The sequence below is a fragment of the Aquimarina sp. AD1 genome (assembly GCF_003443695.1).
GTDB classification, from domain to species: Bacteria; Bacteroidota; Bacteroidia; order Flavobacteriales; family Flavobacteriaceae; genus Aquimarina; species Aquimarina latercula.
On sequence record NZ_CP031966.1, the window covers coordinates 4,508,082 to 4,523,635 of the forward strand.

The 15,554-nt window shown below is 35.9% G+C and carries 11 protein-coding genes and 1 tRNA gene; 10 read left to right on the top strand and 2 right to left on the bottom strand.

Annotated features, from left to right (window positions below; genetic code table 11):
• Positions 1–135: 135 nt before the first annotated feature.
• Positions 136–208 (top strand) — tRNA-Gln (locus D1815_RS19335).
• 55 nt (positions 209–263) lie between these two features.
• On the opposite strand, the gene D1815_RS19340 is transcribed toward D1815_RS19335, so the two are convergent.
• A complete protein-coding gene (locus D1815_RS19340; RefSeq protein WP_369899335.1) occupies positions 264–1,097 on the bottom strand; it encodes a universal stress protein in 834 nt (277 codons plus the stop codon).
• Positions 1,098–1,369: 272 nt separating this feature from the next.
• Here D1815_RS19340 and rimP point away from each other — a divergent pair, with 272 nt between their 5' ends.
• The 3 genes from rimP to infB are packed head-to-tail and all read left to right on the top strand — an operon-like array spanning position 1,370 to position 5,938.
• Positions 1,370–1,837 (top strand): ribosome assembly cofactor RimP, encoded by a 468-nt coding sequence (gene rimP / locus D1815_RS19345; RefSeq protein ID WP_027393428.1) that lies wholly within the window; start codon positions 1,370–1,372, stop codon positions 1,835–1,837.
• 12 nt (positions 1,838–1,849) lie between these two features.
• On the top strand, positions 1,850–3,082 hold the full coding sequence (nusA, locus tag D1815_RS19350) for a transcription termination factor NusA (RefSeq protein WP_027393429.1): 1,233 nt from the start codon (positions 1,850–1,852) through the stop codon (positions 3,080–3,082).
• A gap of 45 nt (positions 3,083–3,127) precedes the next feature.
• The gene (gene infB / locus D1815_RS19355; protein WP_118388950.1) at positions 3,128–5,938 is read left to right on the top strand and encodes a translation initiation factor IF-2; all 2,811 of its coding nucleotides are present in this window, start codon (positions 3,128–3,130) and stop codon (positions 5,936–5,938) included.
• 85 nt (positions 5,939–6,023) lie between these two features.
• Here infB and D1815_RS19360 read toward each other — a convergent pair whose 3' ends face one another.
• A complete protein-coding gene (locus D1815_RS19360; protein WP_081415620.1) occupies positions 6,024–6,476 on the bottom strand; it encodes an SPOR domain-containing protein in 453 nt (150 codons plus the stop codon).
• 223 nt (positions 6,477–6,699) lie between these two features.
• On the opposite strand from D1815_RS19360, the gene D1815_RS19365 reads away from it, so the two are divergent.
• The 6 genes from D1815_RS19365 to D1815_RS19390 are packed head-to-tail and all read left to right on the top strand — an operon-like array spanning position 6,700 to position 15,554.
• Positions 6,700–8,016: a c-type cytochrome gene (locus tag D1815_RS19365; RefSeq protein ID WP_118388951.1), complete on the top strand. Its 1,317-nt coding sequence runs from the start codon at positions 6,700–6,702 to the stop codon at positions 8,014–8,016.
• A 60-nt stretch (positions 8,017–8,076) separates the two neighbouring features.
• Positions 8,077–11,187, top strand: a complete 3,111-nt coding sequence (locus tag D1815_RS19370) for a TAT-variant-translocated molybdopterin oxidoreductase (protein WP_118388952.1) — start codon at positions 8,077–8,079, stop codon at positions 11,185–11,187.
• Between the two features lie 34 nt (positions 11,188–11,221).
• Positions 11,222–12,970, top strand: a complete 1,749-nt coding sequence (gene nrfD, locus D1815_RS19375; protein ID WP_118388953.1) for an NrfD/PsrC family molybdoenzyme membrane anchor subunit — start codon at positions 11,222–11,224, stop codon at positions 12,968–12,970.
• A 4-nt stretch (positions 12,971–12,974) separates the two neighbouring features.
• The gene (locus tag D1815_RS19380) at positions 12,975–13,514 is read left to right on the top strand and encodes a DUF3341 domain-containing protein (protein ID WP_027393434.1); all 540 of its coding nucleotides are present in this window, start codon (positions 12,975–12,977) and stop codon (positions 13,512–13,514) included.
• A 5-nt stretch (positions 13,515–13,519) separates the two neighbouring features.
• Positions 13,520–14,167, top strand: coding sequence for a cytochrome c (locus D1815_RS19385; RefSeq protein ID WP_035085547.1), 648 nt, complete (start codon positions 13,520–13,522; stop codon positions 14,165–14,167).
• Positions 14,168–14,207: 40 nt separating this feature from the next.
• Positions 14,208–15,554 carry a quinol:cytochrome C oxidoreductase gene (locus tag D1815_RS19390; protein WP_118388954.1) on the top strand — a complete coding sequence of 449 codons (1,347 nt, stop codon included), beginning with the start codon at positions 14,208–14,210 and terminating at the stop codon, positions 15,552–15,554.

Consider the following 15,554-nt stretch of genomic DNA (forward strand, 5'->3'; position numbering starts at 1 on the left):
GAAGTTTATATTTTGGATAAGTGGTAAATAAAACTGGCTCAATAAATAGGATAAAAACTAAAGAATGAATATTTTTTTAAAAAAATGTTTGCAGACCAAAAAGAATATATTAAATTTGCACCCGCAATGACGCATTGGTCTATGGTGTAACTGGCAACACGTCTGGTTTTGGTCCAGAAGAGTCTAGGTTCGAGCCCTAGTAGACCAACATAAAAGAGCTACATATTATATGTAGCTCTTTTTTATTTATAAGTAAGATTAAATTATATTTTGAAGGTTAGAACGGGTCTTTTAGCATGGTTTACCACGTCTTCTCCAAGACTTCCATTAATAAAGTGAGATAATCCCTTTCTTCCGTGTGTGCTAATTCCTATAAGGCCTGCATCTACCGAATTTGCAAAATTTAAAATTCCTTTTTCTACATTGATGTCGTTGTAAATATTTAGTGAGTAGTTGTCAATAGGTAGATCAGCAATCATTAGATTCATTTTTTCTTCCGTTTCTCTAGTTGTTTTAAAACTATTTGCTGTGTTTATCCACACTAAGTGTAATTTTGCTTCTAGTTGTTTAGCAAATTCATGCGCTGATATTAATGAGGGTTTATCTTCATCATCAAAATTAGTAGCATACACAAGGTTGTTAACATTGTAGATGTTACAATCTTCTTTAATTACAAGCACAGGTTTTTCTGAAGTTCGAACTACTTTTTCGGCATTAGAGCCAATAAATAATTCTTCAAACCCGGAGGATCCGTGGGAACCCATTATAATCATGTCTATATCATTCTTGTCACACGAATCCATAATTCCACGGAGAACATCTTCAAAACTAACAGTTTCGATTACTTCTAGATCCTTTAGGTAGTCACTAGCTAAAACTTCTTCAAACTTCTTATGTGTTTGTTTCATAAAAAATATGGCTTCCGGCGCAGAAGCGGAAGCTCCAGAAGACATTAAATCGACCAGATGAACTGGCATTTCTAAAATATGTAAAAGATAGATCTGACAATCGTTCTTTTTAGCGATTTGCGCTGCTACTTTTAAGGCGCTTTCTGCTTGAGTAGAAAAATCAGTAGGTACTAGAATTCTTTTAATCATGGTTAAGTGTGTTTAAGAGAAATTTATCAATATCCAAGTAGCACTTGGTTTAGGTTAGTTATTTTTTTGTTTGCGTGAACTGTAGATTAAAAAATGTATTTTTCCTATGATTCTTAAAATCGTTAGGTTGTAATAAGCTAACAGTCATTTAAATTTACGAATAAATTCATTCTTAAGTAGATTTTGAATCTAAGATATTATTACTATCTTTGCACCGTTGAAATTAAAAAACCAGATTGAGGGGACGGAAAGTCCCCTCTTTTTATCTGCCTATGTTATTAAAAGATAAAGTTCAAAGTTTATTAGCAGAAGCCCTAGAAGAAAGGCCTTCTCTTTTCTTGATCAGTCAAAAAATACATCCTGGTAACATCATAGAGATTATTGTTGATGGTGATGGTGGTATAACTGTAGAGGATTGTATAGCTTTAAGCAGAGCGATTGAGCATAATTTAGACCGAGAAGAAGAAGATTTTTCTTTACAAGTAATGTCTGCTGGAGTTTCTGAAGGCTTAGTTCATCGACGTCAGTATAAAAAGAATATAGGTAGAAAATTAAAGGTAAAAACCGAAGGTGGTAATACTATTGAAGGAGAGTTGGTTTCTGTGTCTGATAATAGTATAGATTTGGTTTGGAAAGCAAGAGAGCCAAAACCAGTAGGGAAAGGAAAAATAACGGTAATAAAGGAGGCTTCTGTTTCTTATGATGAAATACAGGAAGCTAAAGTTATGATAACATTTTAATTATAAATTGATATGGAAAATATCGCATTAATAGAGTCATTTTCAGAATTTAAGGATGATAAGTTAATCGATCGTGTTACGCTAATGGCGATCTTAGAAGATGTGTTTAGAAATGCATTAAAAAAGAAATTTGGTAGTGATGATAATTTCGATATCATTATAAATCCTGATAAAGGGGATTTAGAAATTTGGAGAAACCGTGTGGTTGTTGCTGATGGTGAAGTTGAGGATGGAAATCAGGAAATATCAATTTCTGAAGCGCAAAAAATAGAACCAGATTTTGAAATAGGAGAAGACGTTTCTCAAGAAGTGAAGTTAATAGATTTAGGTAGACGTTCAATTTTGGCTTTACGTCAGAATTTAATTTCTAAAATTCATGAACACGATAACACTAATATCTATAAGCAATTTAAAGAATTAGAAGGAGAGATATATACTGCAGAAGTGCATCATATTCGTCATAGAGCGATTATTTTGTTGGATGATGAGGGTAATGAGATTATTTTACCAAAGGATAGACAAATACCTTCAGATTTTTTCAGAAAAGGAGAAAATGTAAGAGGGGTTATTGAATCTGTGGAGTTAAAAGGTAATAAACCAGCAATTATTATGTCTAGAACATCTCCATTGTTTTTGGAGAAGTTGTTCGAGTCTGAGATTCCAGAGGTTTTTGATGGTTTGATTACTGTTAAGAAAGTTGTTAGAATACCAGGAGAAAAAGCTAAAGTAGCTGTAGACTCTTATGACGATAGAATTGATCCAGTTGGAGCTTGTGTTGGTATGAAAGGATCTCGTATCCACGGTATCGTAAGAGAACTTGGTAATGAAAATATTGATGTTATAAACTATACGAATAACCTTCAGTTGTTTATTACTAGGGCTTTAAGTCCAGCAAGAGTAACTTCTATTAAGCTTAATGAAGAGGGTAGCCGAGCAGAAGTTATGCTGAAGCCAGAAGAAGTTTCTAAAGCAATCGGACGTGGAGGACACAATATTAGATTGGCTGGTCAATTAACAGGTTATGAAATTGATGTGTTTAGAGAAGGGGTTGAAGAAGATGTTGAATTATCAGAATTTTCCGACGAAATAGACTCTTGGATTATAGAAGAATTTGCTAAAATAGGATTAGATACAGCTAAGAGTATTTTGGAGCAAGATATTAAAGACTTAGTAAAAAGAACAGATCTTGAAGAAGAGACTGTTAGTGAAGTTATTAGAATATTAAAATCAGAATTTGAAGATTAATAACTTCAATTAATTTATATTTGAGCATAAAATAATAAGGCATTTATGGCTGAAGCAAAAACAATGAGATTAAATAAGGTATTACGCGAATTCAATATCTCGCTAGATCGGGCTGTTGACTTTTTGAATTCAAAAGGTCATGAGATAGACTCGCGTCCTACCACAAAGATTTCTTCGGAGATCTATCAGCTGTTGTTTGATGAGTTCCAGACAGACAAGAGTAAGAAGGTAGCTTCAAAAGAGGTTGGTGAGGAAAAAAGAAAAGAGAAAGAAGCGCTCAGAGTGCAGATTGAAACGGAACAAGAGGAGAGACGTAAGCGCGCTGAAGCTCGTGAAGTTGTGAAAGCCAAAGCCCAATTGACTGGACCGAAACAAGTAGGTAAAATAGAATTGGATAAGAAAGAAGAAGTTGTTGAGAAGCCCGAAGAAAAAGCAGCAACAGAAGAAGCTCCTAAGATAGAAGAGGTAAAAGAAGTTGAAAAGGAGAAAGAGGAAGTGAAAGAAAAGGCTCCTGAAGTGGTTTCTAATAGGCCTGCTAAAAAAGGTATAAAAATAGCTAAAGTTGCAGCGATAGATCTGGAACAAAAGAAAGCTTCTAAACCAGCAGAGCAGCCAGCTAAAAAGGAATCTCCTGCTTCTAAAGAACCGGAACCTCAGGGAGAACCTGTAAAGGTAGAAACTCAGTATAAGAAGTTGGATGGTCCGAATTTTACTGGTCAAAAAATTGATTTAACTAAGTTTCAGAAACCTCCAAAAAAGAAAGAAGATAAATCGAAGTCTTCCGATAGCGATCCAAAAAAACGTCGTAGAAGAATTAGCAAAGATGGTGGAGGAGCTAAATCTGGAGGACCAGGTAATAGACAAGGCGGTAATCGTGGGCGTGGTCCAGGAAACCGAGGTCCAAACCGAGGTCCAGGAAAAGGAAAGAGACCTGCTGTAGTTAAGGAGGAGCCTAGTGAAGAAGAAGTACAAAAACAAGTAAGAGAAACTCTTGAGAAGCTTCAAGGGAAATCAAATAAATCCAAAGCAGCTAAATATCGTAGAGATAAGCGTGATCAGCATCGCCAAAAAGTGGAAGATGATGTGGCTCAGCAAGAACAGGCAAGTAAGGTTCTTAAAGTAACTGAGTTTGTTACGGTTTCTGAGGTGGCGACGATGATGGATGTTCCTACAACTCAAGTAATATCAGCTTGTATGTCATTAGGTATTATGGTGACTATGAACCAACGTTTGGATGCGGAAACCCTTTCTATTGTTGCAGATGAATTTGGATATGAAGTTGATTTTGTAACATCTGATATTGAAGAATCAATAGAAGAAATAGTAGATGCTCCAGAAGATCTTGTACTTAGAGCACCTATTGTTACTGTAATGGGACACGTTGATCACGGTAAAACTTCTCTGTTAGATTATATTCGTGAAGAGAATGTAATAGCAGGAGAAAGTGGTGGTATTACGCAGCATATTGGTGCGTACGGTGTTCAATTAGAAAATGGTCAAAAGATTGCATTCCTAGATACACCGGGTCACGAAGCGTTTACAGCAATGCGTGCTCGTGGTGCTCAAGTAACGGATTTAGCAATTATTGTGATAGCTGCAGATGATGATGTAATGCCGCAAACAAAAGAAGCGATCAGTCATGCGCAAGCTGCTGGTGTTCCGATTGTTTTTGCTATAAATAAAGTAGATAGACCAGAAGCTAATCCTGATAAGATTAAGGAAAAATTAGCTTCTATGAATTTATTGGTAGAAGATTGGGGTGGAAAAATTCAATCCCATGATATTTCTGCTAAGACAGGACAAGGGGTTAAAGAACTTTTAGAAAAAGTACTTCTGGAGGCAGAAATATTAGAACTTAAGGCGAATCCGGATAGATTGGCATCTGGTACTGTGGTAGAAGCATTTTTAGATAAAGGTAGAGGATATGTGTCAACAATTTTAGTACAAACAGGTACACTACAAGTTGGAGATTATGTATTGGCCGGAAAGAATAGTGGTAAGGTTAAAGCAATGCAGGATGAACGTGGTAAGAACGTTAAGAAAGCAGGTCCTTCAACACCAGTATCTATTTTGGGTCTAGATGGTGCTCCTCAGGCAGGTGATAAGTTTAGTGTTTTAGAAGATGAAAGAGAGGCAAAAGATATAGCTTCTAAAAGAGCTCAGTTGCATAGAGAACAATCAGTACGTACACAGAGACATATTACACTTGATGAAATTGGACGTCGAATTGCACTTGGAGACTTTAAGGAATTAAATATTATTCTTAAGGGTGATGTTGATGGTTCGGTAGAAGCGTTAACGGATTCATTCCAGAAGCTATCGACAGAAGAGATTCATGTAAATATAATCCATAAAGCAGTAGGAGCAATTACAGAAAGTGATGTGTTACTAGCATCTGCTTCTGATGCTATTATAATAGGGTTTAATGTGAGACCTGCAGGTAATGCCCGTCAGGTTGCTGATAAAGAAGAAATCGATATCAGAACATATTCGATTATATACGATGCGATTAATGATCTAAAAGATGCAATGGAAGGTATGCTTTCTCCTGTGATGAAGGAAGAAATTACTGGTACTGCTGAGATTAGAGAAACATTCAAGATATCTAAAGTTGGAACAATTGCAGGTTGTATGGTTCAGACAGGTAAAATTATACGTAATGCTGGAATTCGTTTGATACGTGAAGGTGTAGTTGTGTATACTGGAGAGCTTGCTTCTTTAAAGAGATTTAAGGATGATGTGAAAGAGGTTTCTAAAGGGTATGATTGTGGATTGCAGGTTAAAAATTACAATGATATTAAGATAGGTGATGTAATAGAATCTTTCCAGGAAGTTGCTGTGAAGAAAAAATTATAAAACCGATATACATATAGGATTATAATAAAAAAGCCTGATCAATATTGATCAGGCTTTTTTATGTTTGTGATATGGATTTTGATATTTATTTTTTTTCTGGTTTAAAAGGGAATGCGTTAGGAAATTCTTCTCTTATCTCTTTTAATGCTCGATCCGTCTCTAATTTACTTCGATAATTACCTATCCATACTTTATGATTTGGAGTTTCATAAACGATGTCTGCTCTCCATTGAGGGAAAGACTTTTCTGCATTGTTTCTAATTGTGTTTGCATTTTTTAGGTCCCCCGTATATAGTTGAATCCTGTAGTTCTCACTGAGAACACCGTCTTTATCCATTTTGGTTTTAATGTTTAGCAGCTGGTTGATTCGTGGATCTTGGTTGATAGTAATGGTTGGTTCGGCTGGTGGAGTCATCTCTACAGTGGTAAAAACAGTTGGATTATCCAAATTAGTAGAATCTTGTGCGCTTATATAGGTGATTCCTGTAAAACAAAAACCTAATAATAAAAGGTTGTTTTTTTTGTTTAAAATTCTCATTACAAATAGATTTGATACAAAGGTAAAGTTTAATAACTCAAAATCCTTTAAAAATATTATTTAGAATTATTATAAATTACCACTTAACACTTCGCTAACATTTCTAAAATCGACTTATTATAGTACTTTTGCTGTCGAATTAAATGGACGTGGTTTTTGTGTCATTTTTTACAAATAATGAAAAAACCATACCAAAATTTAGACGATAATTCTACTTAATAATATGAAACAGGTGAAATACCGAAATTCAGCCTCAAAACTCCTACTCTTAGGAACTGTTTTTTTGTTCTCTTTATTGAATCCAGTTTTTGCTCAGGAAGAAGCTGTGTCAACTGAAGCCGCTGCTGTGGAATCAGCTGCTGGTGGTGATGTTGCAAAAGGAGAAGCGTTATTTAAATCGCTATGTGCTGCTTGTCACAAGCGTTATAAGAAAATGACAGGTCCAGCATTGTTTGGAGTTACCGAGAGAAGAGATACAGAATGGTTGTATTCTTGGATTAAGAATAGTGCAGCAATGATTGCTTCTGGAGATGCAGACGCAGTTGCAATTTTTGAAGAGTACAAGAAGACTCCGATGAATGCCTTTCCTCAATTAACAAATACGGATATTGATAATATCTTGGCATATGTTATGGTGCCAAAAGCTGATCCGCCTCCACCGCCTCCTGGTGAAGTGACTAGTCAATCTGGTGGTTCTGGAGTGTCTTCTAATTTAATTTTAGCAGCTTTAGCATTAGTGTTCCTAATGTTGGTAGTAGTGTTGTTTTTAGTTAATAAAACACTTAGGAATTTTGCAGAAGCAAATGGTGTACAATTACCTGAAGCAGAAGCTAGAACTCCAATATGGAAAGCATTTGTTCAAAATCAATTTTTAGTGTTGGTTTCTGCAATATTTGTATTGCTTGCTAGTGGATACTTTGTTTATGGTTATTTTATGCAAGTTGGAGTTGATCAGGGATATATGCCAATTCAACCAATACATTATTCTCATAAAATACATGCAGGAGACAATAAGATAGAATGTAAGTACTGTCACTCTTCAGCTAGAGTTTCTAAACATTCAGGAATTCCATCGCTTAATGTTTGTATGAATTGTCACAAATCAATTAGTGAGGTTGCTGAAGGTACTGCAACGGCTGATTATTCGAAGGAGTTTTATGACGGTGAAATTAAGAAGTTATATAAAGCTGTTGGTTGGGATGAGAATTCTCAGTCTTACACTGGCGAAACTGAGCCTGTAAAATGGGTGCGTATCCATAATTTACCAGACTTTGCATACTTTAATCACTCTCAGCACGTAAGCGTAGCGGGTATAGAGTGTCAGAAATGTCACGGACCTGTAGAAGAAATGGAAATTATGTATCAACATGCTCCATTGACAATGGGATGGTGTATTAACTGTCACAGAGAGACTAATGTGAAAATGGAAGGCAATGAGTATTATGATAAAATACACAAAGAATTGTCTAAGAAGTATGGAGTGGATAAGTTAACAGCTGCTCAGATGGGTGGTCTGGAATGTGGTAAGTGCCACTATTAATAAAATGATTTATTCGTCGTTTAAGCGAAAAAATAAGTAAGAAGCTAATATCAATTATATATGTCATCAAACAAGAAATACTGGAAAAGTGTTGAAGAGCTAAACGAAAATAGCTCTATTGTTGAGACGCTACAACAAAATGAGTTCGTTCAGGAGATTCCTACGGATGAGTTTTTAGGAGATAAGTCATCTCTAGAAAGTTCTTCGACTTCACGTCGTGACTTTCTTAAATATGTAGGTTTTAGTACAGCGGCTGCATCTTTAGCAGCTTGTGAAGGACCAGTAATTAAATCAATACCATATGTAGTACAGCCAGAAAGAATAGTTCCTGGTGTTGCTAATTATTATGCGACTACTATTGCAGATGGTTATGATTTTGCAAGTGTTTTAATAAAAACAAGAGAAGGTCGTCCAATCAAGGTAGAAAATAATAACCTTGCTACTTCTAATGGAGAGGCAAATGCTAGAGTTCATGCTTCAGTGTTATCATTGTATGATAGTACTCGTTTGCAAGGTCCCAAAAAAGGAGATGAAGATATTAGTTGGGATGTTCTTGATAAAGAGGTTGGATCTAAGCTAAATAGTTTAGGAGGAAAACAAATTGTATTGTTAACTCAGACATTTGCTAGTCCTTCTACATCTAAATTGATATCAGAGTTTAAAGCAAAATATGCTAATGTTTCTCAAGTGGTATATGATGCTATATCTTACAGTGAAGCATTAGACGCTTACGAAATGATGTATGGAGAAAGAGCATTAGCTGATTATGATTTTTCTAAAGTAAATACTATTGTAAGTATAGCTGCTGATTTCTTAGGAGATTGGCAAGGAGGAGGATATGACAGTGGATATGCACAAGGACGTGTTCCTGAAAATGGGAAAATGTCTAAACATATCCATTTTGAAGCAAATATGTCATTATCTGGAGCAAATGCAGATAAAAGAGTAAAAGCAACGCCTACTCAACAAAAACAGGTGTTAGCAGCTTTATATAAATATGTTACTGGTGCCGGATCCAAAGGAGCATTGGATGCTGGTTTGGATGCCGAAGTTGTTAAAGCGGCTAAGCATATACAGAAAGCAGGAAGCAACGCAGTTGTAGTTTCTGGTATTCAAGATGTGGATGCTCAATTGTTAGTTTTGGCTATTAATAAGCATATTAGTAGTAAAGCATTTAATGAAGCTACACCAAGAAAAATTCGTCAAGGTAATGCTAAGGCGGTAGCTCAGTTGGTGAAGGATATGAATGCAGGACGTGTTGGTGCACTTTTAATAGCAGGTGTTAATCCAGCATATTCTCTTCCGAATGCAAATGAGTTTAAAGAAGGTCTTAAAAAAGTTGACGTTTCTGTTGCTTTTAGTATGCATAATGATGCCACAGCATCTGAGTGTACTTATGTTGCGACTACACCTCATTATTTAGAGTCTTGGGGAGATGTAGAATTAAAGAAAGGTAGCTACAGTTTGATGCAACCTACTATTCGCCCTCTATTTGATACTAGACAATTTCAAGAAACATTATTGAAGTGGACAGGTAATACTGCCGCTTATAACGATTATATTAAAGATGCTTGGACAGGTGTACTAGGAGGTACTTCTTGGAATCAGGCATTACATGATGGAGTATTGGTTAAGCCAGTGCTTGCTAAGGAGTCATTAGAGACTGCTATTGCTGCTCCAGAAGGAGACGCTGTAGAGGTTGAAGTACCTGTTGGTCCTAATATTGGAGCTGCGGCAAGAAGATTGGCTACTGCAAAATCAAATGGATTAGAACTTACATTATATACGAAGACTGCTTTAGGTGATGGGCAACAGGCTAATAACCCTTGGTTACAAGAAATGCCTGATCCTATAACCAGAGCTTCTTGGGATAATTATCTAACAGTTTCAAGAGCAGATGCAGAGGCTAATGGCTTGATGAATGAAAATGTCGCGAATGGAGCTTTAAATGGTAGTTATGCAACTGTTACGGTGAATGGAGTTAATGTGACTGCACCGGTAATCATTCAGCCAGGGCAAGCACAAGGAACTATTGGTTTAGCTTTAGGGTACGGTAAGATAGTTGGTGTAAAAGAAGAAATGCAAGTAGGTGTTAATGCATTTGCATTATACCAGAATCAAAATGCGGTACAATCTGTTTCTGTTTCAGCGGCTGAGGGTACACATGAATTTGCTTGTGTACAGTTACATAATACATTGATGGGTCGTGGAGATATTATTAAAGAAACGACTCTTGAGATATTTAATACGGGCAATCCAAAAGATTGGAACAAGATGCCTCAGGTAAGTAAAGATCATATTGAGTTTGATGTTACTTCGCCAGAAGTTGATCTTTGGGATGAGTTTGATCGTTCTGTTGGGCATCATTTTAATCTTTCTATAGATTTAAATGCTTGTACAGGATGTGGAGCTTGTGTTATTGCTTGTCATGCTGAGAATAATGTTCCTGTAGTTGGGAAGTCTGAGATTAGAAGATCGCGTGATATGCATTGGTTGCGTATTGATCGTTATTATTCTTCAGAAGAAAGTTTTGAAGGTGATAATAATAAGAAAGATGCTATTTCTGGTTTAGGTAGTTCTTTATCTGAATTTGGTGAAATGGAAGTTCCTTCTGATAGTCCAGAAGTTGCATTTCAGCCAGTAATGTGTCAGCATTGTAATCACGCACCTTGTGAGACTGTTTGTCCAGTAGCGGCAACATCACACGGAAGACAAGGTCAGAATCATATGGCTTATAACCGTTGCGTAGGAACAAGATATTGCGCAAATAACTGTCCTTATAAAGTACGTAGATTTAACTGGTTCTTGTATAATGAAAACGATGAATTTGATTATCATATGAACAATGATCTAGGGCGTATGGTATTAAATCCAGATGTAACTGTTCGTTCAAGAGGGGTTATGGAAAAATGTTCTATGTGTATCCAAATGACTCAAAAAACAATTTTGGATGCTAAAAGAGAGGGAAGAGCAATTAAGGATGGAGAATTCCAAACTGCTTGTTCGGCTGCTTGTTCTTCTGGAGCAATGACATTTGGTGATATAAATGATAAGGATAGTAAAGTAGCTAAATTAACAGAGGATAATCGTATGTATCATTTACTTGAACACGTAGGTACTAAACCAAATGTTATGTATCAAACGAAAGTAAGAAATACTACGGAAGCCTAATTAACTAAATAAAGAATCAATTCAATTATAAAGGATTATGTCTCATTACGAAGCACCTATAAGAAAACCTTTAGTAACTGGCGATAAAACCTACCACGATGTAACTGTGGATGTGGCTGCACCGGTTGAAGGAAAAGCAAATAAATCTTGGTGGATTGTCTTTTCTATCGCGCTTATTGCTTTCCTTTGGGGAATAGGTTGTATAATTTATACAATTTCCACAGGTATTGGTACCTGGGGACTTAATAAAACAGTAGGATGGGCGTGGGATATTACCAACTTCGTATGGTGGGTAGGTATCGGTCACGCAGGAACATTAATTTCTGCTGTATTATTGTTATTCCGTCAGAAATGGAGAATGGCGATTAACAGATCTGCAGAAGCGATGACCATATTTTCGGTTATTCAGGCAGGTTTATTTCCAATAATTCACATGGGACGTCCATGGTTGGCATATTGGGTATTACCTATTCCGAATCAATTCGGATCTTTATGGGTAAACTTTAATTCTCCATTACTTTGGGATGTATTTGCGATCTCTACATATCTTTCAGTTTCTTTAGTTTTCTGGTGGACTGGATTACTGCCTGATTTTGCGATGATAAGAGACCGTGCTATTACACCATTTAATAAGAGAATATATGGTATACTTTCTTTTGGATGGAGTGGTAGAGCAAAAGATTGGCAGCGTTTTGAGGAAGTTTCCTTAGTACTTGCAGGTTTAGCAACACCATTAGTACTTTCTGTACATACAATTGTATCTTTTGACTTTGCAACATCTGTTATTCCTGGATGGCATACAACTATATTCCCTCCTTATTTTGTGGCAGGTGCAATTTTCTCTGGATTTGCAATGGTAAACACATTACTTATTATAATGAGAAAGGTGTCGAACCTAGAAAATTATATTACAATACAACATATAGAATTAATGAACATTGTAATAATGATTACGGGTTCAATAGTTGGAGTTGCGTATATAACCGAACTGTTTGTTGCTTGGTATTCTGGAGTAGAGTATGAGCAGTATGCTTTCTTAAATAGAGCAACTGGTCCTTACTGGTGGGCTTATTGGGCGATGATGTCTTGTAATGTATTCTCTCCTCAGTTTATGTGGTTTCCAAAATTGAGAAGAAGTATAATGTTCTCATTCATTATATCTATCGTAGTAAATATAGGAATGTGGTTTGAGCGTTTTGTGATTATTGTTACTTCGCTTCATAGAGATTATTTACCATCATCTTGGACAATGTTCTCTCCTACATTTGTAGATATTGGAATATTTATAGGTACGATCGGATTCTTCTTTGTATTATTTTTATTGTATGCACGTACATTCCCAGTAATTGCACAAGCAGAAGTGAAAACAATATTGAAATCTTCTGGAGAGAAATATAAAAAGCTAAGAGAGGCTGGTATTGATCATAGAGATGAGTTGCCTAAAGTAGCTGCTAAGATTACATCTGAGGAAAAGATAGTTGAAGAGGTGTCTGAAGAAGTTAAGAATGTAGAGGATACTAGTCAAGATGATATCAATAACTTATTAGGTAACTTAGGAACTTTTGATTCGGCCACACAGACAGCTGATGATCTTAAGAAAGTGAACGGTATTGGTCCAGTAATGGAGAAAAAATTGAATGAAATTGGAATCTATACTTTCGATCAGGTAAGTAAGATGACCGAAACAGAGTACAATTTATTAGATAGTATTACAGGGTCTTTCCCAGGACGAGCACAACGTGACGATTGGGCTGGGCAAGCTGAAAAATTAAAAAACAACTAGAAGTATGGCATCTAAAGTTATACATGCATTATATACAGATGATGATGTCCTAATGGACGCTGTGAAGCAGGTTCGAGGAGAACATTATCATATTGAAGAGGTTTACACACCTTTTCCTGTTCACGGTCTTGATAAAGCAATGGGATTGGCTCCTACTAGACTTGCAATAACATCCTTTATGTATGGGTGTGTTGGACTCACAGTAGCGATTACTATGATGAATTTCATTATGATAGAGGATTGGCCACAAAATATTGGTGGTAAGCCAAGTTTTAGCTACATCGAAAACATGCCTGCATTTGTTCCAATCATGTTCGAACTTACTGTGTTTTTTGCAGCGCATTTAATGGTTATAACTTTTTATATGAGAAGTAAACTATGGCCATTTAAAGAAGCAGAAAATCCGGATGTAAGAACTACAGATGATCATTTCTTAATGGAAATAGATGCAAGTCATCAAGATGTAGATGCGATGACAAGTTTCTTAAGCAATACGGGAGCTGTAGAGATTAAAGTAATAGATAAGCAAGAAGATAACCATTAGTAATAATGAAGAATAGTTTAAATATAATAGTAGTTGCAATAATGATGATTACAATTGTTTCTTGTAAAAAAGATTCAAAACCTAATTATCAATATATGCCTAATATGTATGAGCCTGTAGGTTATGAAACTTATGGCCAGTATGGAGTTTTTCCAGGAGGTCAAGAAGCTATGTTACCTGCGGAGGGTTCTGTTCCAAGAGGTTGGATGCCTTATGATTATAAGAATGCACCAGAGGGATATCAGTTAGCTAAAGATTCTTTAAGAAACCCTATTCGATATACTAAGGAGAATGAGGAGAGTGGAAAAGCATTGTATGATATTTACTGTGCGATTTGCCACGGAGAAAAAGGAGATGGAAAAGGAACCTTGGTAAAAAGGGAAAAAATTCTTGGTGTTCCTAGTTACGACGATATTGGTAGAGCAATTACTGAAGGGAGTATCTATCACGTAATGTATTATGGTATTAATTCTATGGGATCATATGCTTCTCAGACAAATGAGAACGAACGTTGGCAGATTGTACAATATGTACAAAAGTTAAAGGCTGATCTTGAAGGGAAACCTGCTCGTATTGATACAGAAGTGGTTTCTGCAAAAGTAGAAGAGACTGCTCACAACACAACAGAAGAGAACCACGATAACGCACATTAGTGCATTTGTTAAAAGTTAAGAATAACGATATTATATAAATATGTATACGCTATCAAGTAAATTAAGATTATTTTCTATCATTCTTGTAGTTATTGGTGCAATAGGGCTAACTTATGGTTTCCTTTCTGCTCCTAATACTATCGAAGAGGTAAAAGAAATGATGGCAGCACACGATGCTCACGGAGGTGGACATGGTGATACGCAGGCAACAACTGATTCACACGCATCTGAAGGTCATGGAACCGAAACCCATGGTAAAGAAGATGCGCATGGAGGAGATTCACATTATGAACATACGTTACATCAATTGCAAAATAAGCCATGGGCAGCATTATATGTAGCTGCTTTTTTCTTCTTTATGATTGCGTTAGGTGTGTTAGCATTTTATGCAATTCAATTTGCTGCGCAAGCAGGTTGGTCTCCGGTACTTTTTAGAGTTATGGAAGCGATCACAGCATATTTGGTGCCTGGAGGTATAATATTATTTGTAATACTGGCCTTATCAGGGTTTCATGTAAATCATTTATTTGTTTGGGCCGATCCTGAGGTAGTTGCTCATGATAAATTAATTCAAGGTAAATCTGGGTGGTTAAATGGAACTGGTTTTATAATTAGAGCGGCTATTTTCTTAGGAGGATGGATGTTGTATCGTCATTTTGCGGTAAAATACTCTAGAAAACAAGATGAAGATGCTACTGGAAACAAGTGGTATAAAAAGAGTTTTAAAATCTCAGCAGGATTCTTGGTGTTCTTTATTTATACAGAATCTATGGCTTCTTGGGATTGGATTATGAGTTTTGATCCACATTGGTTTAGTACTTTGTTTGGATGGTATGTTTTTGCAAGTTTATTTGTTTCAGGAATAACTACGATTGCATTAATAACTATTTACCTTAAGTCTAAAGGATATATGGAATTTGTGAATAATAGTCATATTCATGATTTAGCGAAATTTATGTTCGGTGTTAGTATATTCTGGACATATCTTTGGTTCTCTCAGTTTATGTTGATTTGGTATTCTAACATTCCTGAAGAGGTAACATATTTTATAACTCGTATTGAGGATTATAAATTACCATTCTTTGGTATGTTAGTTATGAACTTTATATTCCCTTTATTAGTTCTTATGAACAGTGATTATAAACGTATTAACTGGTTTGTAGTGATGGCAGGTATTATTATTTTATGTGGACATTATGTTGATATATTTAATATGGTAATGCCGGCTACAGTAGGTGAATCTTGGTTTATTGGTGTTACGGAAATTAGCGCGGTATTGTTGTTTTTAGGATTATTCTTATACGTAGTATTCAAAGCACTTACTAAAGCACCATTATTAGCTAAAGGGAATCCTTATATTGAAGAAAGTAAACACTTTCATTATTAA